This is a genomic window from Streptomyces sp. NPDC001927, from assembly GCF_053594455.1.
Window position 1 is genome coordinate 955,815 of record NZ_JBSFEN010000001.1, and the last position, 21,618, is coordinate 977,432.

Annotated in this window: 2 protein-coding genes (1 of these 2 cut by a window edge); both read right to left on the reverse strand. The window is 76.6% G+C overall.

The features are described from left to right. Positions 1-8 precede the first annotated feature (8 nt). Positions 9-10,934 carry a type I polyketide synthase gene (locus ACWCO8_RS03845; RefSeq protein ID WP_451030893.1) on the reverse strand — a complete coding sequence of 3,642 codons (10,926 nt, stop codon included), beginning with the start codon at positions 10,932-10,934 and terminating at the stop codon, positions 9-11. Continuing rightward, a protein-coding gene (locus tag ACWCO8_RS03850) for an SDR family NAD(P)-dependent oxidoreductase (protein WP_451030761.1) crosses the window boundary here: on the reverse strand, positions 10,883-21,618 show its 3' portion. The gene runs 1,984 nt beyond the window's last position; only the last 10,736 of its 12,720 coding nucleotides appear in the window; its start codon lies off the right edge, out of view; its stop codon occupies positions 10,883-10,885. Before ACWCO8_RS03850 ends, ACWCO8_RS03845 begins: the two co-directional genes overlap by 52 nt.

Consider the following 21,618-nt stretch of genomic DNA (forward strand, 5'->3'; position numbering starts at 1 on the left):
CTTGTCCCTCAATCCCTGCGGAGCTGATTGTCGTTCGCGATCTTGAGCAGGTCGTCGATGCCCATGGAGTCCAGCGAGTCCAGGAGCGCGGCGGGGTCGGCCTGCGTGCCGTCCGGGTCGGACGGGCGGGCCGGCGGCGGCACCGTGACTCCCGCGAGACGGGCCAGCTCGTCGAGGAGTCCGGCCGATCGGAGCCGGTCGAGCGGGATGGCCGCGATGGCGCGGCGCAACGCGCCGTCCTGGTCGCCGTCCCCGTCGGCGCCCGTGTCGCCACCGGCACCCGGGCCCGCGCCCGCCGGTGTCCGGGCGGCCTGCGACGGCACCACGAGTTCCGCCAGGATGTGCCGGGCCAGGGCGTCCTGGGTCGGATGGTCGAACACCACGGTCGCGGCCAGCCGCAGTCCGGTGGCGTCCTTCAGCCGGTTGCGCAGCTCGACGGCGGTGAGCGAGTCGAAGCCCGCGTCGAGGAAGCCACGCGTGCTGTCCACGGCCGAGGCCCTGGCGTGGCCGAGCACCGCCGCCGCGTGGCCGCGGACGACGTCGAGCACCGCTCGGCGTCGCTGCTCCTCGCCGAGAGGGGCGAGCCGCGCGGGCAGTGCGGCCGCGTCGGTGCGCGGCGCCCGGGCGGGCGGACGGACCAGGCCGCCGAGGAGGGCGGGCAGCGGGCCCGCCTGCCGGAGCAGCGCCGCGGTGTCGAGGCGGATCGCGGCGAGCGCGCCGGACCCGGTGCGGCAGGCGGCGTCGAGCAGCGCCAGCGCGTCCGCGGAGGCCAGCGGACGGATCCCGCCCCGGGACATCCGCGCGCGGTCGCCGTCGCCGAGACCGCCGGTCATGGCGCTCTCGGCCGCCCAGGGACCCCATGCCAGGGAGACGGCGGGCAGTCCGAGGGCCCTGCGGTGTTCGGCGAGCGCGTCGAGGGCGGTGTTGGCGGCGGCGTAGTTGCCCTGGCCGGGGCCGCCGAAGGTGCCGGCGGCCGACGAGAAGAGGACGAACGCGGAGAGGTCCGCCGCACGGGTCAGCTCGTGCAGATGCCAGGCGGCGTCCGCCTTCGGCCGCAGCACGGCGGAGAGCCGCTCGGGGGTGAGCGAACCGACGACGCCGTCGTCGAGCACGCCCGCCGCGTGCACCACGGCCGTCAACGGCGGCTCGATGCCCGCGAGCAGGGCGGCCAGCGCGTCCCTGTCGCCCACGTCGCAGGCCGCCACCCGTACATCGGCGCCCAGGGCCGTCAGGTCGGCCGTCAGTTCGGCGGCGCCGGGAGCGGTCGCGCCCCGTCGGCCGGCGAGGACGAGGTTCCGTACGCCGTGCCGGGCGACGAGGTGCCGCGCCACGAGCCCGCCGAGCGTGCCGGTGCCACCGGTGACGAGGACGGTGCCGTCGCCGTAGGGGGCGGTGGTGAGCACGACCTTGCCGATGTGGCGGGCCTGCGCCATCAGCCGGAACGCCTCCTTGGCGCGGCCGACTGGCAGCTGACGGACCGGCAGCCGCGTCAGGGCGCCGGCCGCGAACAGCTCGACGACCTCGGTGAGGATCTCCTGGATGCGGTCGGGGCCGGCGTCCACCAGGTCGAAGGCCCGGTAGGAGACGTCGAGGCCGGTACGGATGTCGGTCTTGCCGAGTTCCGCGAACCGGCCGCCCGGCGCGAGCAGGCTCAGGGACGCGTCCACGAACTCGCCCGCGAGCGAGTTGAGGACGACGTCCATCCCGCGCCCGCCGGTCGCCGCCTTGAAGCGCTCGGCGAAGTCGGTCGTACGTGAGGAGGCGATGTGGTCGTCCGCCAGACCGGCGGCGCGCAGCACGTCGTGCTTGCCGGGGCTCGCGGTGCCGAAGACCTCCGCGCCCCAGAGCGTGGCGAGTTGGGTGGCGGCCATGCCCACACCGCCGGCGGCGGCATGGACGAGCACCCGGTCTCCGGGGCGTACGTCGGCGACGTCGCGCAGGCCGAACCAGGCGGTGAGGAACGCGGACGGCACGGCGGCCGCCTCGGCGAAGCCCCACCCGGCGGGGACCGGCACGACGAGGCGCCGGTCGGCCACGCAGGAGGATCCCATCGACCCGGGGAGCAGGCCGAACACCCGGGCCCCCGGGGCCAGGTCGTCCACGCCGGGCCCGACCTCGGTGACCACGCCGGCCGCCTCGACGCCGAGCGGCTGGGGGTCGCCCGGGTAGAGGCCGAGCACGGTGAGCACGTCGCGGAAGGTCACGCCGGTGGCCCGGACGGCGACGCGTACCTCGCCCACCGCGAGCGGCGGTTCGGGGCAGGGGGCGGCGGACAGAGCGTCGACCGTGCCGTTCGCGCCGGCTTCGAGGCGCCACCCGCCGGCGGGCAGGACGATCGCGTCGGAGCCCGCGCGTGCGAGCCGTGGCGCGGTGACCGCGCCCGCCCGGACGGCGACCTGGGGCTCCCCGCAGGTCAGCGCGGACGCGAGGGCGCGCGCCGACTCGGGGGTGCCGTCGAGGTCGGCGAGGACGATCCGGTCGGGGTGCTCCGCCTGGGCGGAGCGCACGAGGCCCCACGCGGCGCGCGCGGCGAAGTCGGCGGGTTCGTCGGCGGACACCGCGACGGCGCCGCGCGTGACCACGGCGAGCCGGGCGCCGGCCCCGTCCCCGTCGTCGGCGAGGAAGTTCCCCAGAACCGCGAGGACTTCGGCCGTCACCCGGTGCGAGTCCGCCACGGGATCGGCACCGGGGTCCGCGACGACCGGGAGAAGTACGGTGTCGGGCGCCTTCGCGCCGACCTCGGCGCCCGCGGCCCGCAGCCCGTCCACGAGCGTGGAGACGTCGGGCGAGTCGGCACCGGTCGACGTGCCTGCCGGAATCCCGGTCAGGGCGAAGCGACGAGCCGGGGCGCCGGTGGGCTCGACGGGCACCCAGTGGGTCTCGAAGAGCGCGTCGGGCACGGCGGGCGCCGCGGCGGGCCGCAGGCGCAGCGAGCCGATCGCCGCCACCGGCAGGCCGTCGGCGTCGGACAGTTCCACCGCGAGGGCGCCTGCCTCACCCGTACGGGAGAGACGGGCGCGGACGGCCCGGGCGCCACGGGCGAACACCCGTACGCCGGTCCACGCGAACGGCAGACCGCCGTGCGCGGGGTCGGTGATCAGGCCGCCGACGCCGATGGCGTGCAGGGCGGCGTCGAGCAGGGCCGGGTGCACCGCGCAGCGGTCCGCGTCGGCGACCCCGGCGGGCAGCTCGACCTCGGCGAACACCTCGGCCGCCGGGCCCTCGCCGCGTCGCCACGCCGCGCGCAGGCCCTGGAACGCGGGCCCGTAGCCGAAGCCCGCGTCGGCGAGCCCCGCGTACATCGCGGCGACGTCGGCGGGCTCGGCGCCCGGGGGCGGCCACTCCCCCGCCGCAGGCCCGGCCTCGGGCACCTCGCCCAGCACGCCGGTGGCGTGGCGGGTCCAGTCCCCGTCGGCACGCGCGTGCAGGGCGACCGCACGGCGGCCGTCGTCCTCGGCGGCACCGACGGTGACGCGTACCTCCACGGCGCCGTCCACGGGCAGGACCAGCGGCGCTTCGAGCGTCAGTTCCTCCACGCCGCCCGCGCCGGTCCGGTCGGCGGCGGCGAGCGCCAGCTCCAGCAGGGCCGTGCCGGGCAGCAGCACCGCGCCGCGCACGACGTGTTCGGCCAGCCAGGGCCGCGCCGACGGGGACAGCCGCCCGGTGAGCACGGCGCCGCCGTCCGGCAGGTCGACGGCCGCGGCCAGCAGCGGGTGTCCGGCGGCGGACAGACCCGCGCTCCGGAGGTCGGCGGCGGGAGCGGCGGGCAGCCAGTAGTGCTCGCGCTGGAAGGCGTACGTGGGCAGGGCGACGCGCGCGCCGCCCCGGCCCGCGAAATACGCGGCCCAGTCGAGCGGGAGGCCGTCGGCGTGGGCACGGGCCAGCGCGTCGGTGAGCGCGGCCGTGTCGGGGCGGTCGGCGCGCAGCAGCGGCACGGTCAGCGGCTCACGCTCCTCACCTGCCCCGGCGCCGTCGGTCTCGACGGCCGACGAGTCGGACTCGGCCAGGGTGCCCTGTGCCATCGCGGTGAGCACACCGTCCGGGCCGATCTCCAGGTAGCGGACGGCGCCCGCCGCACGCAGACCGAGGACCGCGTCGTGGAAGCGCACGGTCTCGCGCACGTGCCGCGCCCAGTGGTCGGGCGAGCGGACGTCGTCGGCGGTGAGCGGGCGACCGGTCAGCGCCGAGACCACCGGCACCGTCGGCGTACGGAACTCGAGGCCCGCCACGACCGAACGGAACTCCGCGAGCATCGGCTCCATCAGCGGCGAGTGGAAGGCGTGCGACACGCGCAGCCGCCTGGTCCGGCCCCCTTCGGCGGCAAGCCGCGCGGCGGCGTCCGTGACGCCGGCCTCGGCGCCGGACAGGACCAGCGAGCGCGGTCCGTTGACGGCGGCGAGTGCGACCTCGTCGCCGAGGAGCGGTCGCACCCGCTCCTCGGTCGCCTCCACGGCGATCATCGCGCCGCCCTCGGGCAGCGCACCCATCAGCCTGCCGCGCGCGGCCACGAGCACCGCCGCGTCGGGCAGCGTGAGCACGCCCGCGAGGGCCGCGGCGGTGATCTCGCCGAGCGAGTGCCCGGCGATCAGGTCGGGGACGACACCCCAGGAGCGCAGCAGCGCGGCCAGCGCGAACTCGACGGCGAACAGCGCGGGTTGTGCGTACTCCGTGCGGTCGAGCACCTCTGCGGGGCCGGTCAGGACCAGGTCGCGCAGCGGGCGGTCGAGCAGGCGGTCGAACTCCGCGCACACCGCGTCGAACGCGTCGGCGTAGGCGGGGTGGGCGGTGTACAGCTCGGCGCCCATGCCCACGCGCTGCGCGCCCTGGCCGGTGCACAGGAACGCCGTACGCCCCTGGCGCGCGGCGACGGGCCGGGCTCCGGCGAGGCCTGCGAGCAGCTCGTCGGTGCCGGAACCGGCGGCGGCGAGGCGGTACTCGAAGGCGGTACGGGTGGTGGCGAGCGCCCGGGCGACCGCCACCGGGTCGGCGTCCGCGTGCACGGCGACGTGCGCGCGCAGCCGCTCGGCCTGGGCGAGCGCCGCCTCGGGCGACCGGCCGGACACCACCCACGGGACGTCCCCGGCGGGGTCGAGAGGCCCGGAGGGCCTGATGTCCTCGACGGGCGGGGCCTGTTCGAGGATGACGTGCGCGTTGGTGCCGCTGACGCCGAACGAGGACACACCCGCGCGGCGCGGCGCGCCCGTCTCGGGCCACGGCGTCTCCTTTGTGAGGACGGAGACGGCTCCCAGGCTCCAGTCGACAGCCGTGGAGGGGCGGTCGACGTGCAGGGTGGCGGGCAGGGTGCCGTGGCGGAGCGCGAGGACGGTCTTGATGACGCCCGCGGCGCCGGACGCGGCCTGCGTGTGGCCGAGGTTCGACTTCACCGAACCGATCAGCAGCGGCCGGTCCCGGTCCTGCCCGTACGCCGCCTGCAGCGCCTGTGCCTCGATGGGATCGCCGAGGGCGGTGCCGGTGCCGTGGGCCTCCACGGCGTCGACGTCGGACGGCGCGAGTCCCGCGCCCGTCAGCGCGGCGCGGATGACGCGTTGCTGCGACGGGCCGTTGGGCGCGGTCAGCCCGTTGGAGGCGCCGTCGGAGTTCACGGCGGAGCCGCGCAGCACGGCAAGCACCTCGTGGCCCCTGCGGCGGGCGTCGGACAGCCGCTCGACCAGCAGCAGGCCCACGCCCTCGCCCCAGCCGGTGCCGTCGGCGGCGTCGGCGAACGCCTTGCAGCGCCCGTCGGCGGCCAGGCCGCCCTGTCGCCCGAACTCGACGAAGACGCCGGGGGTGGCCATCACGGTGACGCCGCCGGCGAGCGCGAGGTCGCACTCGCCGGACCGCAGCGCGGCGGCGGCCCAGTGCAGCGCGACGAGCGACGACGAGCAGGCGGTGTCGAGGGTGACCGCCGGGCCCTCCAGGCCCAGTACGTAGGCGAGCCGTCCGGAGACCACGCTGCCGGACGTGCCGGTGAGCAGATGGCCCTGCAGCTCGTCGGGCGTGCCGTAGAGGCTGGTCAGGTAGTCCTGGCCGCCGTAGCCGACGAACACACCGGTCTTGCTGCCCCGCACCGAACGGGGGTCGATGCCCGCGCTCTCCAGGACCTCCCACGCGGTCTCCAGGAGGAGCCGCTGCTGCGGGTCCATGCCGACGGCCTCGCGGGGGCTGATGCCGAAGAACCCGGCGTCGAAGGCGCCCGCCGAGTCGAGGAAGGCGCCGACCTTCGCGTAGCCCGCGTCGGTGACGTCCCACCCTCGGTCGGCGGGGAAGCCGCCCATCGCGTCGCGGCCCTGGAGCACCAGCTCCCACAGCCGCTCGGGCGAGTCGACGCCGCCGGGGAACCGGCAGGCCATGCCGACGATGACGACCGGGTCGTCCTCGATCGCGGTCCGCGTGGCCGGCTCGGCGACGACGGCGCCGGTGGCGGCGCCCGGCAGCCGGTCGAGCAGATGGTCGACGAGCGCCTCGGGCGTGGGGTGGTCGAAGACGAGCGTGACGGGCAGTTTCAGGCCGGTCGCGTCGCGCAGGCGGTTGCGCAGCTCGACGGCGGTCAGCGAGTCGAAGCCCAGCTCCTGGAACGCGCGGCCCTCGGGGAGCGAGGCGGCCGACGTGTGGCCCAGTACGGCCCCGGTCTCACCGAGCACCAGGTCGAGGAGGGCCGCCCGGTCGAGGGGTACGGCGCCGTCCCGCGCCGGCTCGGGCGCGGCGGACTCGGCGGCCTCGGGCAGGCCGGCGAGCAGGGGGCTGCGCCGGGCCACGGTGAACGTCGAGGCGAACACCGGCCAGTCGATGTCCGCGACGGCCAGCGCGGCCTCGTCCCTGCCGAGCGCCCCGCGCAGCGCCGCGACGGCGCGCTCGGGTGCCATGGCGGGCAGGCCCCAGCGGGCCATCTGCTCGCGTGCGGGTCCATCGGACATGCCCGCGCCGCCCCAGTGGCCCCAGGCCACGGCGGTGGCGGGCAGCCCCTCGGCGCGGCGCCGCAGCGCCAGCGCGTCCAGGTGGGCGTTGGCGGCGGCGTACGCGGACTGGCCGCTGCTGCCCCAGACGCCTGCGCCCGAGGTGAACAGCACGAAGGCGGAGAGATCCTGGTCGCGGGTCAGTTCGTCCAGGTGGCGTGCGCCCGCGACCTTGGCGGCGGCGACCTCGGCGAGGTCGGCCGGGGTCACGTCGGCGAGCGGCTTGTACCGCTCGATGCCCGCGAGGTGGAAGACGGCGCCGACGGGGTGCTCGGCGAGCAGCCGGGCCAGCGCGTCGCGGTCGGCGGCGTCGCAGGCGACGACGTCGACCGCCGCGCCCAGCGCGGTCAGTTCGGCGACGAGGTCCCGGGCGCCGGGCGCGTCGGGGCCGCGCCGGTTGGTGAGCACGAGCCGCTCGGCACCGGCGCCGGCGAGCCAGCGGGCGACGTGTGCGCCGAGGCCGCCGGTGCCGCCGGTGACCAGGACGGTCCCCTCGGGGCGCCAGTCGGCGCCGCCGGGGCCGCCCGGGGCGCGGCGCAGCCTCCTGCCGAACGCGCCGGACGCGCGGACGGCCACCTGGTCCTCGTCGCCGGCCAGGACGGCCGCGAGCCGGTCGGCCACGCGTCCGTCGACCTCGGCGGGCAGGTCGACGAGACCGCCCCAGGCCCGGGGCCGCTCCAGCGCGGCCACCCGGCCGAGCCCCCAGACCTGCGCCGTCGCCGGGTCCCCCACCGCGTCGGAGGGCCCGACGGCGACCGCGCCGCTGGTCACGCACCACAGCGGAACGCCGTCGAGGGCCTGCACCAGGGCGAGTACCCCGGGCAGCGGCTCGGGATCGCCGGGCGCGACCAGGACCAGGACGCCCGCGTAGCCGCCCAGGTCACCCACGCCGGCGAGCAGCTCGGCCGTCGTACGGACGAGGTCCATTCGGGCGGCCAGGGCGGTGGCCACGCTGTCGGCCCAGACGTCGCCCTCGGGGATCACGGCCAGCCAGCGGCCGGCCGGAGTACCGGAGACGGTCAGCGGCGTCCAGTCGACCCGGTAGCGCCACGAGTCGACGGCGGTCTCGTCCGCGTGCCGCTCGTGCCAGGCGGAGAGGAGCGGGTGGACGGCGGCGAGCGGCTCCCGGTCGGTGTCGCCCGCGCCGAGCGCGGCGGCGAGGTCGTCGGCCGAGCCGCGCACGGCGGTCCAGAACTCCGCGTCCCCGCCCTGCGCGGGGGTGGGCACGTCGAGCCAGTAGCGCTCGCGCTGGAAGGCGTACGTCGGCAGCGGCACCGGCCGCGCCCCGGGCAGGGCGGCCGTCCAGTCGACCGGCACGCCTCGTACCGCGGCCTCGGCGAGCGAGGCGAGGAACGTGGCGGGGCCACCGTCGCCGCGGCGCAGGGAACCGACGGCGAGGACCCTGTCGTCGGCCTCCTGCACGGCGGCGGTGAGCACGGGGTGCGGGCTGACCTCGACGAACGTGCCGTAGCCCGCGTCGAGGAGCGTGCGCGTGGCGGTGTCGAAGCGGACCGGCTCCCGCAGGTTGCGGAACCAGTACGCGGCGTCGAGGCCGGTCGTGTCGAGGAAGCCGCCGGTCACCGACGACACGAACGCGACGTCGGCGGCGCGGGGCCGGATCGCGGCGGTGGCGGCGAGGACCTCGTCGCGTACGGCCTCGACCTGCGCGGAGTGCGAGGCGTAGTCGACGGGAATCCGCCGGGCCCTCAGTCCGTCGCGGTCGGCCGCGGCCATCAGTTCGTCCAGGGCCGAGGCGTCGCCGGACACGACGGTGGCGGCGGGGCCGTTGACGGCGGCCACCGACAGCCGCTCGCCCCACGGCGCCAGCAGCTCGCGCGCGGCGTCCTGGGCGAGCGGCAGCGCCACCATTCCGCCCCGGCCCGCGACCGCGCGCAGCGCCCGCGCGCGGGCGGTGACCAGCAGGGCGGCGTCCTCGAGGCTCAGCGCGCCCGCGACGCAGGCGGCGGCGATCTCGCCCTGCGAGTGGCCGACCACGGCCGCCGGCTCGACGCCGTGGGCGCGCCAGAGCGCGGCGAGGGACACCATCACGGCCCACAGGGCGGGCTGGACGACGTCGACGTTCTCCAGCGCGGCCGGGTTGGCGAGGACCTCGCGCAGCGACCAGTCCACGTGCGGGGCGAGCGCGGCGGCGCACTCGTCCAGGCGGCCGGCGAACTCGGGCGAGGCGGCCGCCAGTTCGAGGGCCATGCCGACCCACTGGGCCCCCTGCCCGGGGAAGACGAAGGCGACCCGGCCGGGTCCGCCCGCGAGGCCTCGGACGACGCCCGCCGCGGGGTTCCCGGCGGCGAGGGCGGCGGTACCGCGCAGCAGCTCCGCCCGGTCCGCGCCGACGACGACGGCGCGCTGCTCGAACGAGGACCGGGTGGTGGCCAGGGCGAGGGCGATGTCGCGCGGCTCGTCGGTGGGCCGTTCGGCCAGCTGCGCGAGGAGCGCGGCGGCCTGCCCGCGCAGGGCGTCCTCGGTGCGGCCGGACAGCACCCACGGCACGGGCCCTGCCCCGTCCGCGCGCTCCGGCTCGGCCTCGGCCTCGGGCGCCTCCTCCAGGATGACGTGCGCGTTGGTGCCGCTGACGCCGAACGCGGACACGCCGGCCCGGCGCGGCCGGTCGCCCGCGGGCCAGGCCCGGGCCTCGTCGAGCAGCCGTACGTTGCCCGCCGACCACTCGACCTTCGGCGTGGGGGCGTCCACGTGCAGGGTCTTCGGCAACACGCCGTGCCGCAGCGCGAGTACGGCCTTCAGCACACCGGCGACACCCGCCGCGGCCTGCGTGTGGCCGAGGTTGGACTTCACCGAGCCCAGCCACAGCGGCTCGGCCCGGTCGGCGCCGTACGCGGCGAGCAGCGCCTGCGCCTCGATCGGGTCGCCGAGGACCGTGCCCGTACCGTGCGCCTCGACGAGGTCCACGTCGGAGGGCGAGAGCCTGGCGTCGGCGAGCGCGGCCTTGATGACCCGCTGCTGTGCCGGGCCGTTCGGGGCGGTGAGGCCGCTGCTGGCGCCGTCCTGGTTGACGGCCGAGCCGCGCAGCACGGCGAGGACCGGGTGGCCGAGGCGGCGGGCGTCGGAGAGCCGCTCGAGGAGGAGCACGCCCGCGCCCTCGCCCCAGCCGGTGCCGTCGGCGGCGGCCGCGAACGGCTTGCACCGGCCGTCGGGCGCCAGACCGCGCTGGCGGGAGAACTCGACGAACGTGGCGGGCGAGGACATGACGGTCACACCGCCCGCGAGCGCCATCGCGCACTCCCCCGACCGCAGGGACCGCATCGCGAGGTGCAGCGCCACGAGCGACGCCGAGCAGGCCGTGTCGACGGTGGCCGCCGGGCCCTGGAGACCCAGGACGTAGGCGAGGCGTCCGGACAGGACGCTGGCCGCGTTTCCTGTGCCCGCGTACCCCTCGACGCGGTCGAGGACGGGCCGCGCGGCGGAGATGTAGTCCTGGCCGTTGGTGCCGAGGAAGACGCCGACGTCGGCGCCGCGCAGCGACTTCGGGTCGATTCCGGCGCGCTCGACGGCCTCCCAGGCGGTCTCGACGGCGAGCCGCTGCTGCGGGTCCATCGCGAGCGCCTCGCGCGGCGAGATGCCGAAGAACCCGGCGTCGAACTCCGCCGCACCGTCGACGAACCCGCCCTCACGCACGTACGACGTACCCGCGTGCTCCGGATCCGGGTGGTACAGGCCTTCCACGTCCCAGCCCCGGTCGCCCGGGAACGGGGACAGCGCGTCACGGCCCTCCGCGAGCAGCCGCCACAGGTCCTCGGGGGACGCGACGCCGCCGGGGAAGCGGCAGCCCGCGCCGACCACCGCGACGGGTTCGGCGGCGCGTTCGGCCGTCTCGCGCAGCGTCAGGCGTGCCTGGGTCAACTCGCCCGTGACCCACCGCAGGTGGTCGAGCAGCTTGCTCTCGTTCTCCACGTTCAGGACTTCCCGAGCTCGTTTTGGATGAAATCGAAGATCTCGTCGGCGGATGCCGTGCTCAATTGGTCGGCGGCGGCCGGGGACCCGGCGGTCACCGGCGTCCACTCGCCCAGCAGGCGGCGCAGCTCGGCGGTGACCTTCGCGCGGGTCGACTCGTCCGCCGCGGCCGGGTCGAGCCCGGCGAACCGGTCGAGGTCGGCCACCGACGGCGCCGTCCCGGCGGGCGCGAGCCCGGCCGCGAGATGCGCGGCCAGGTCGTCCCCGGTGGGGTGGTCGAAGACCAGCGTGAGCGGCAGCGTGAGCCCGGTGGCCCGGGTCAGCCTGTTGCGCAGCTCCACCGCGGTGAGCGAGTCGAACCCGAGGTCGAGGAAGCCGCGTTCGGTGTCGACGGCCGCCGGGTCCCGGTGCCCGAGCACGGCGGCGACCGAGGTACGGACCAGGTCGAGGACGACCCGCCCGCGTTCGGCGGCCGACAGGCCCACGACGCGCTGCCGCAGCTCCGCTTCGGCGGGGGCCGCGCCCGCACCCGGCGCGACGGCCCGGTGGGCCTCGGGAATGCCGGAGATCAGCGGGCTGGGACGTACGGCGTGCAGGGAGGGCGCGAGCCGCGCCCAGTCCACGTCCGCGAGGACCACGGCCGGGTCGCCGCCGGCGATCTCCCGGCTGAGCGCTTCGACGGCCCGCTCGGGGTGCATGGACCTCAGGCCGTCGCGGTCCAGCCGCCTGCGCACCTCGTCCGCGTCGGCCATGCCGCCGCCCGCCCACGCGCCCCACGCCACCGAGGTGGCGGGCAGGCCCGCGGCCCTGCGGCGCTCGGCGAGGGCGTCGAGGTGGGCGTTGGCCGCGGCGTAGTTCGCCTGTCCCGCACCGCCCACGACACCCCCGAGCGCGCCGAACAGCACGAAGGCTTCCAGGGGCAGACGCTCCGTCAGCTCGTGCAGCGCGGTCGCGGCGTCGGCCTTGGCGCGCAGCACCGTGGCCAGCCTCCCCGGGGTCAGGGAGTCGTGCACGCCGTCGTCGAGGACGCCCGCCGTGTGCACGACGGCCGTCAACGGCGGTCCGTCGGCGGCGATCCGGTCGAGCAGGGCGCCGAGCGCGGTGCGGTCGGCCGCGTCGCAGGCCTCGGCCACGGCTCGGGTACCGAGCGCCGTGAGCTCCGCCACCAGCTCCGCCGCGCCGTCGGCGGCCGGTCCTCGCCTGCTCACCAGGACGACACGGTCGGCGCCCGAGCGGGCCGCCCAGCGCGCCACATGCCCGCCCAGGGCGCCCGTACCGCCGGTGACCAGGACGGTGCCGGTGGGACGCCACCCCTCGGGTGCGGGGGTGGTCGCGCGGACGAGCCTGCGGCCGAGAACGCCCGTGGCGCGCACGGCGACCTGGTCCTCGCCGTCGATCCCGGCGAGCACGTCGCACAGCAGGCCGACGGCATGGCCGTCCGGGTCGGCGGGCATGTCGACCAGGCCGCCCCAGCGGTGCGGCGCCTCCAGGCACAGCACCCGGCCGAGGCCCCAGACCTGCGCCTGCGCCGGGTCGGCGACGTCGCCTTCGGCCACGCCCAGGGCGTCGGCGGTCACGCACCACAGCGGTGCGGACGAGTCGGCGTCGCCCAGCGCCTGCGCGAGCACCAGGGTGGCGGCGGTGCCGTCCTGGCCGAGCGCGAGCAGCGACAGGACACCGTCCACCGGCCCCGCGACCCGCTCGGCGAGCCGGGCCCGGTCGGGAGTCTCGGGTACGACCAGCTCGACGGCGTCCACGCCCCGTTCGGCGAGACCGCGCAGGGACGCCCGTACGAGCGGGTGATCCGCGCGGGCGGCCGGGACGGCCACCACCCAGCGTCCGAGCAGCGGCTTCTCGGACCGGCCGGCGACCCGCTCCCAGCGCACGCGGTAGCGCCACAACGCGACGGGGTCGGCCGACGGCCGCTCGGGAGTCTCCGGCCAGAAGCGGGTGCGCTGGAACGGGTAGGTCGGCAGGTCGACCTGGCGCGCCCCGGTGCCGGCGAAGAAGGCCGGCCAGTCCACGGCCGCGCCGGACCGGGCGAGCCCCTCGACCAGTGCGAGCGCCTCGGGCCTGCCCTTGCGCAGCAGGGCCACGGCGCCCTCGGTCAGCGCGGCGAGCACACCGTCCGGGCCGACCTCGACGAGGGTGGTGGCCCCGGCGGCCCGCAGCGCGGCGACACCGTCGGCGTACCGCACGGCCTCCCGCGCGTTGCGCAGCCAGTACCCGGGTGTGCCCATGTCGTCGACGGCACCGGTCACCGTGGACACGACCGGGATCGCGGGCGTGCCGTAGGCCACGGTGTCGAGGACGCGCTCGAACTCGGCGAGCATCGGTTCCACCCGGTGGGAGTGGAAGGCATGACTGACCGTCAACCGCTTGGTCCTGCGGCCCTGTTCGGACCAATGGGCCGCGACGGCGAGGACCGCGTCCTCGTCACCGGAGACGACGACCGCCGACGGCCCGTTGACCGCCGCGATCCCCGCGCCCTCGACGAGCGTCGGAGCGACCTCCTCCTCGGAGGCCTCCACGGCCACCATCGCACCACCCACGGGCAGCGCCCCCATCAGCCGCCCACGAGCGGCGACGACGGTCACCGCGTCCCGCAGCGACCACACACCGGCCACATGCGCGGCCACCAACTCACCGATGGAGTGGCCCACAAGGTGGTCCGGGCGTACGCCCCACGACTCCAGGAGCCGGTAGAGGGCGACCTCGACCGCGAACAGCGCGGGCTGCGCGTACGCCGTGTCGTCCAGACCCTCACCCGAAGCGATCACCTCACGCAACGGACGATCGAGGACCATGTCGAACTCCGCGCAGACCGCGTCGAACGCCTCCGCGAACACCGGATACGCCACAGCCAGTTCCTCGCCCATACCCCGACGCTGCGCACCCTGACCCGTGAACAGGAACGCCGTCGAACCGTCCTCCCCGGCCGCGAACGGGTCGGGGTCGGCCAGGCCGGCCAGCAGTCCGTCGTGGTCGGCGGCGGCCACCACGGCGCGGTGCTCGAAGCGGGACCGCGCGGTGGCCAGCGTCAGGCCGATGTCGGCCGGACGCACCTCGGGGTGGGCCGTCACGAAGGCGTGCAGCCGCTCGGCCTGTGCCCGCAGGGCCGTCTCCGTACGCGCCGACAGCAGCCACGGCACCACGGCGTCGGGGCCCGACGCGACAGGTGTCGCGGCCCCCACGGGTGCGACCGGCTCGGTGGGCTCGCCCTCCTCGATCACGACGTGCGCGTTGGTCCCGCTCACGCCGAACGACGACACACCCGCGCGGCGGGGACGCCGCCCCGCCGGCCAGGGCCGCGGCTCGGTGAGCAGCCGTACCGCGCCGGCCGACCAGTCGACCTTCGGGGACGGCTCGGTGACGTGCAAGGTGCGCGGCAGTTCTCCCGCGTTCAGCGCGAGCACCATCTTGATGACGCCCGCGACGCCCGCGGCGGCCTGGGTGTGGCCCAGGTTCGACTTGACCGAGCCGAGCCACGCGGGTTCGGCGCGGTCCTGGCCGTAGGTGGCCAGCAGCGCCTGCGCCTCGATCGGGTCGCCCAGCGTGGTGCCCGTGCCGTGGGCCTCGACGGCGTCCACCTCGGACGGTTCGAGGCCCGCGTTGGCCAGGGCCTGGCGGATGACCCGCTGCTGGGAGGGGCCGTTCGGCGCGGTGAGGCCGTTGGAGGCGCCGTCCTGGTTGATGGCCGTGCCACGGACGACCGCCAGGACCTGGTGCCCGTTCCTGCGCGCGTCCGAGAGCCGCTCCACGAGCAGCATGCCCGCGCCCTCCGACCAGCCCGTGCCGTCGGCGCTCCCGGAGAAGGCCTTGCACCGGCCGTCGGCGGCCAGGCCGCGCTGGCGGGAGAAGTCGACGAACACGTCCGGGGTCGCCATCACGGTGACACCGCCGACGAGCGCCATCGAGCACTCGCCGGTACGCAGCGACTGGACGGCCCAGTGCAGGGCGACCAGCGAGGACGAGCACGCGGTGTCGACCGTGACGGCGGGGCCCTCCAGGCCGAGGACGTACGAGATACGGCCGGAGAGCACGCTCGCGGAGTTGCCGATGCCGACGTACCCCTCGGCGCTCTCGACGCCCGGCCGGAGCAGGGACACGTAGTCCTGGCCGTTGGTGCCGAGGAAGACGCCGACGTCCTTGCCGCGCAGCGACTTCGGGTCGAGCCCCGACCGTTCGACGGCCTCCCACGCGGTCTCGAGCGCGAGCCGCTGCTGCGGGTCCATCGCGAGCGCCTCACGCGGCGAGATGCCGAAGAACCCGGCGTCGAACTCCGCCGCACCGTCGAGGAACCCGCCCTCACGCACGTACGACGTACCCGCGTGCTCCGGATCCGGGTCGTACAGCCCCTCGGTGTCCCAGCCCCGGTCGCCCGGGAACGGGGACAGCGCGTCACGGCCCTCCGCGAGCAGCCGCCACAGGTCCTCCGGCGTCTCCACGCCGCCGGGGAGGCGGCAGGACATGCCGACGACGGCGATCGGGTCGTCGCCCGCCGTGCCGACGGCGACGGCCGCGACCGGTGCGCTCCGCTCGCCCAGCAGCTCGCCGCGCAGGTGCTCGGCGAGCGCGCGCGGGTTCGGGTGGTCGAAGACAAGCGTCGCGGGCAGCCGCAGACCGGTCGCGGCGGCGAGGCGGTTCCGCAGTTCCACCGCCGTCAGCGAGTCGAAGCCCAGCTCCTTGAAGGCGTGACCGGGTGTCACGGCGTCGCCGTCCGCGTGGCCGAGGACCACGGAGGCATGGCCGCGGACCAGGTCGAGCAGCAGCCGGTCGCGCTCGGCGGCGCCGAGCGCGACGAGCCGCTGGGCGAGCGTGTCCTGCCCGGACTCGGCGTCGGCGGCGCGACGCGCGGGCCCTCGGACGAGGCCCCGCAGCAGCGCGGGTACGGGAGTGCCACCTGTGGCGAAGGACGTCAGGTCCAGCCAGGCGGGCACGAGGACGGGATCGGCGGCGCCGGTGGCGGCCCGGTCGAAGAGGGACAGCGCGTCGGCCGTGGGCAGCGGCACCACGCCGTCACGGGCGGCCCTGCGCAGGTCGGCGGTGCCGAGGTGGCCGGTCATGCCGCTGGCGTGCGCCCACAGGCCCCACACCTGGGACACGGCGGGCAGACCGAGGGCGCGGCGGTGCTCGGCGAGGGCGTCCACGAACGCGTTGCCCGCCGCGTAGTTGCCCTGCCCCGGGGCTCCGAAGAGGCCCGAGGTGGAGGAGAACAGGACGAACGCGGCGAGGTCGTGCCCCTGCGTCAGCCGGTGCAGGTGCCAGGCGGCGTCGACCTTGGGCCGCAGCGCGCGGTCGACCCGCTCGGGGGTCTGGGAGGCGATGACGCCGTCGTCGAGGACGCCGGCGGTGTGCACGACCCCGGTCAGCGGCCGCTCCGCGGTGATCTCCGCGATGAGCGCGGCGAGCGCGGTCCGGTCGGCGGCGTCGCACGCGGCGACGGACACCTCGGCGCCGAGGCCGCGCAGTTCCTCGGCGAGCGCGACGGCCTCGGGCGCGGCGGCGCCGCGCCGTCCGGCGAGCACGAGCCTGCGCACACCGTGGACGGTCACCAGGTGCCGGGCGCACAGCGCGCCGAGCGTGCCGGTGCCACCCGTGACGAGGACGACGCCCTCGGGGTCCCACGCGGGCGCGGACACGTCGGTCAGCGGGGCGCGGACAAGGCGGGGCACGGAGGCGTGTCCCGCGCGGACGGCGATCTCCGGCTCGTCGACGGCGAGTGCGCCGGGCAGCTCCTGGAGGGCGTCCGGGCTGTCGACGTCGACCAGCACGAGCCTGCCGGGGTGTTCGGCGCGTGCCGAACGGATCAGGCCCCAAACGGGGGCGTGCGCCAGGTCGGTGACGTCCTCCTCGCCCACGGCGACCGCGCCGTGGGTGAGGACCACCAGCCGTGTGGCGGCCAGCCGTTCCTCGGCGAGCCATTCCTGGAGCACGGCCAGCACGCGGTGCGTGGCGGTGTGGGCGGCGCCCACGACGTCCTCCGAGCGCGGCGGCCGGCACGGCAGGACCAGGACGTCGGGGACGGTGTCCAGGGCGGCGACGGCGGCGACGTCCGCGTGCAGGCGGAAGCCGGGCAGCGGGAGATCGCCGAGGACGGCGATCCCGTCGGCCGTGGCGGCGGGCAGCGGTACGGACGTCCACTCGACGCGGTACAGCTCGCGGTCCCTGGCCGACTCCGTGGCGCGCGGCTGCCGCAACTCGACCGTGTCGACCGTGAGTACGGGCGCTCCGGTGCCGTCGGTGGCGTACAGGGCGAACGTGTCCTGGCCCCTGGGCGAGAGCCGTACGCGCAGCCGGCTCGCGCCGACCGCGTGCAGGGTGACACCGCGCCAGGCACCGGGCACCAGTCCGGGGCGGACCTCCGCGAGGGCGGCGTCCAGCAGTGCGGGGTGCACACCCCAGTCACCCGCGCCCTCGGCGGTCACTTCGGCGATCACGTCATCGGCGAGCGCCGGCCCGCCGGCCGCGTCGGCGCCGGTCCGGCCGATGAGCACGCCGGTGGCGTGCCGGCTCCAGGGCCGGTCGTCCGGGGCGTCCTCCGGCCGGGAGAACACGGTGACCGAGCACGTGCCGTCGGCGTCCTCGGCGCCGACGGTGACCTGCAGCCGCAGAGCGCCGTCGGCCGCCGTCAGGGGCGCGTCCTCGACGAGTTCGGCCAGCGCGCGGCCCCCGCCGGCCCAGAGCGCCAGCTCGACCGAGGTGGCGGGGGACAGCGTGGTGCCCGAGGCCACCCGGCCGGTGAACACCTGGCCGCCGAGGTCCGCGAGGGCGGTGGCGGCGCCGAGCAACGGGTGCCCGGCGTCGGCCAGGCCGAGGCCGGTCGCGTCGCCCGCCGCCACCGGTCCCTCCGGCCAGAAGCGGCTGCGCTGGAAGGCGTACGTGGGCAGCTCGACATGGCGGCCGCCCTGGCAGACGGCGGCCCAGTCGACGGGCACACCGCGTACGGCGGCCTCGGCCAGCGAGGTGAGGAGGCGGCGCGGGCCGTCCTCGTCGCGGCGCAGCGAACCGATCGCCGTGGCGGACGCGTCGACGGCGTCCGCCGTCTCCTGCACGGCCGAGGTCAGCACGGGATGCGGGCTGACCTCGACGAAGACGGTACGGCCGTCGTCGAGCAGGGCGCGGACGACGGGCTCGAACCGTACGGTCTCGCGGAGGTTCCGGTACCAGTAGCCCGCGTCGAGCGAGGCCGTGTCGAGCGGTCCACCGGTCAGCGTCGAGTGGAAGGGGACGTCCGACGAGCTCGGCCGCACCTCCGCGAGCACGGTCAGGAGTTCGGCCTCGATCGACTCGACGTGGGCCGAGTGGGACGCGTAGTCCACCGGGATCCGCCGCGTCCGCACACCATCGGCCGCGCAGGCCGCCGTCAACTCGTCCAGCGCGTCCGGATCACCCGACACCACGGTCGCCGCAGGCCCGTTGAGCGCCGCGACCGAGACACGACCGGCCCACGGAGCGATCCGCTCCGCCACCGCATCGGCCGACAGCGCCACCGACAACATCCCACCCCGACCGGCCAACCGCTCACCGATCACCTTCGACCGCAGGGCCACGACCCGCGCGCCGTCGGACAGCGAGAGCGCCCCCGCCACGCACGCGGCCGCGATCTCACCCTGCGAGTGCCCGACCACCGCGGACGGCACCACACCATGCGAACGCCACACGTCGGCCAACGACACCATCACGGCCCACAGCACCGGCTGCACGACATCGACGCGGTCCAGGCCGACCCCGTCCCGGACGACGTCCAGCAACGACCAGTCGACAAACGGCGTCAAGGCCTCGGCACACTCCGCCATCCGCGCCGCGAACACCGGGGAGGCATCGAGGAGATCCGCCCCCATGCCCACCCACTGAGCGCCCTGACCGGGGAAGACGAACACGACGCCCGCGTCGGCGGAGTCGGCGGTGCCGGTGACCACGGAATCCGTGGGCTCCCCGGCCGCCAGCGCGGCCAGACCGCGCAGCGCCTGCGCACGGTCGGCGGCGACGACGACCGCGCGGCGCGGCAGCGACGCACGGGACGCGGCCAACGACCAGGCCACGTCGACCGGTTCGAGCCCGGACTCGGCCTCGATCCGCTCGGCGAGCCGGGCGGCCTGGGCGGCCAGGGCCGCGTCCGACCGCGCGGACAGGGCCCACGGCACCCAGCGGGACTCGGGCTCGGACGTCGGGGCGGCCGGTTCCTCCTCGGGGGCCTCCTCGAGGACCAGGTGCGCGTTCGTGCCGCTGGCGCCGAAGGAGGACACGCCCGCGCGGCGAGGCCGGTCGGACCGGGCCCACGACTCGGCCTCGGTCACCAGCTCGACGGATCCTGAGGCCCAGTCGATGTGCGGGGAGGGCGCGTCCACGTGCAGCGTCCTCGGGACCTCGCCCGCGCGCAGCGCGAGCACCATCTTGATGACGCCCGCCACGCCTGCGGCGGGGCCGGTGTGGCCGATGTTGGACTTGAGCGAGCCGAGCCGCAGCGGCCGTTCGCGCTCCTGCCCGTAGGTGGCCAGCAGGGCGTTGGCCTCGATCGGGTCGCCCAGGGTCGTACCGGTGCCGTGCGCCTCGACGACGTCCACGTCGGACGCGGCGAGGCCCGACGCGGCGAGGGCGGCGCGGATGACCCGCTGCTGCGCCGTGCCGTTGGGCGCGGTGAGCCCGGAGGACGCGCCGTCCTGGTTGATCGCCGAGCCGCGCACCACGGCCAGGACGGGGTGGCCGTTGCGGCGCGCGTCCGACAGCCGTTCCAGGAGCACGACGCCCGCGCCCTCGGACCAGCCGATGCCGTCGGCGGCGGCGGCGAACGCCTTGCACCGGCCGTCCGGGGAGAGGCCGCGCTGCCGCGAGAACTCCACGAACGCGCGCGGGGTCGACATGACCATCACGCCGCCGGCGAGCGCGAGCGAGGACTCGCCGCTGCGCAGCGACTGCCCCGCGAGGTGCAGCGCCACCAGCGACGAGGAGCAGGCGGTGTCCACGCTGATCGCCGGGCCTTCGAGGCCGAGGGTGTAGGAGACCCGTCCGGACAGCACGCTGGCGTAGTTGCCCGTGCCGAGCAGTCCCTCGTCCACCCCGTTGCGCACCACTCCGTGGCGCGTGTCGTAGCGCTGGTCGGTGACGCCGGCGAACACGCCCGTGGCGGAGCCGCGCAGGCCGAGCGGGTCGATGCCCGCACGCTCGAAGGCCTCCCACGCCATCTCCAGGAAGAGGCGCTGCTGCGGGTCCATCGCCAGCGCCTCGCGCGGGCTGACGCCGAAGAAGGCGGCGTCGAAGTCGGCGGCGCCGTCGAGGAATCCGCCCTTGCTCAGATAGCTGCTGCCCGCCTTGTCGGGATCGGGGTCGTACAGGCCGTCGAGGTCCCAGCCCCGGTCGGCGGGGAAGTCGCCGATGACCTCCCGGCCCTCGGCCAGGACGCGCCACAGGTCGTCCGGTCCGTCGACGCCTCCGGGGAAGCGGCAGGCCATCGCGACCACGGCCAGCGGCTCGTCCGTGTCGGCGGCGCGGACGGAGGCCGGAACGGCGGGCGCGGGAACAGCGGGCGCGGGAACGGCGGGCGCGGGAACGGCGGGCGCGGGAACGGCGGCGCGTTCGGGCGTACGGGCCGTGGTGGGCGGCGCCGCCGGGGCGCTGTCCAGTTCGGCGAGCAGGTGCGCGGCGAGCGCGGCGGGGTCAGGGTGGTCGAAGACGACGGTGGTCGGCAGGCTCAGGCCGGTCGCCTCGTTGAGCGCGGTGCGCAGGCGCAGCGCGGCCAGGGAGTCGAAGCCGAGGTCGCTGAAGCCGCGCTGCGGCTCGACGGCCGCCGGGTCGGCGTGGCCGAGCACGACGGCGGTCCGGGCGCGCACCAGGTCGAGCGCCTTGCGGCGGCGGTCGGCCGCGGGCAGCCCGGCGAGGCCGTCGCGCCAGGTGGTCGTGGTGCCGGCCTCGGCGGGCAGCTCCACGGGGGCGGACACGGCCGTCGGGCGCACGATGCCGTCGACCGGCGGCCAGTAGCGCTCGCGCTGGAAGGCGTACGTCGGCAACGCGACGGCCCGCGCGCCCGTGCCGGCGTGGAACGCGGCCCAGTCGACCCGTACACCGCCGACATGGGCCTCGGCCAGGTGGCTCAGCAGGGTCGGCAGTCCGCCGCTGTCCCGCCGGAGCGAGCCGACCACGACGGCCGTCGCGTCGGCCGCCTCCACGGCCTCCTGTGTGCCGACCGCCAGCACCGGATGCGGGCTGGACTCGACGAAGCCCCGGTAGCCCTGGGCGAGAAGACCCGCCACGGCGTCGGCGTACCGCACCGGTTCCCGCAGGTTGCGGAACCAGTACTCGGCGTCCAGCGCGGTGCCCTCGATCCAGTCCCCCGTCACGGTCGAGAACAGCGGGACGGTTCCGGCCGTGGGGGCGACGTCGGCGAGGTCGGCGATCAAGCGTTCGCGCAGCACGTCGACGGCGGGCGAGTGGGACGCGTAGTCCACCGCGACACGCCGCGCACGCACCCCCTTCTCCCCGCAGAGGGCGGCCAGTTCGTCAAGGGCGGTCGCCTCGCCCGCGACGACGACGGAACCCGGGCTGTTCACCGCCGCGACCACCGCGCGGTCCGCCCAGGGCGCCAGCAGCTCGCGCGCCGTGGCCTCCGGCGCGGCGACGGACAGCATCCCACCCGAACCCGCCAGTCGCACCAGGCTCAACCCGCGCAGGGCCACGACCCGCGCGCCGTCGGACAGCGAGAGCGCTCCCGCCACGCACGCGGCGGCGATCTCGCCCTGCG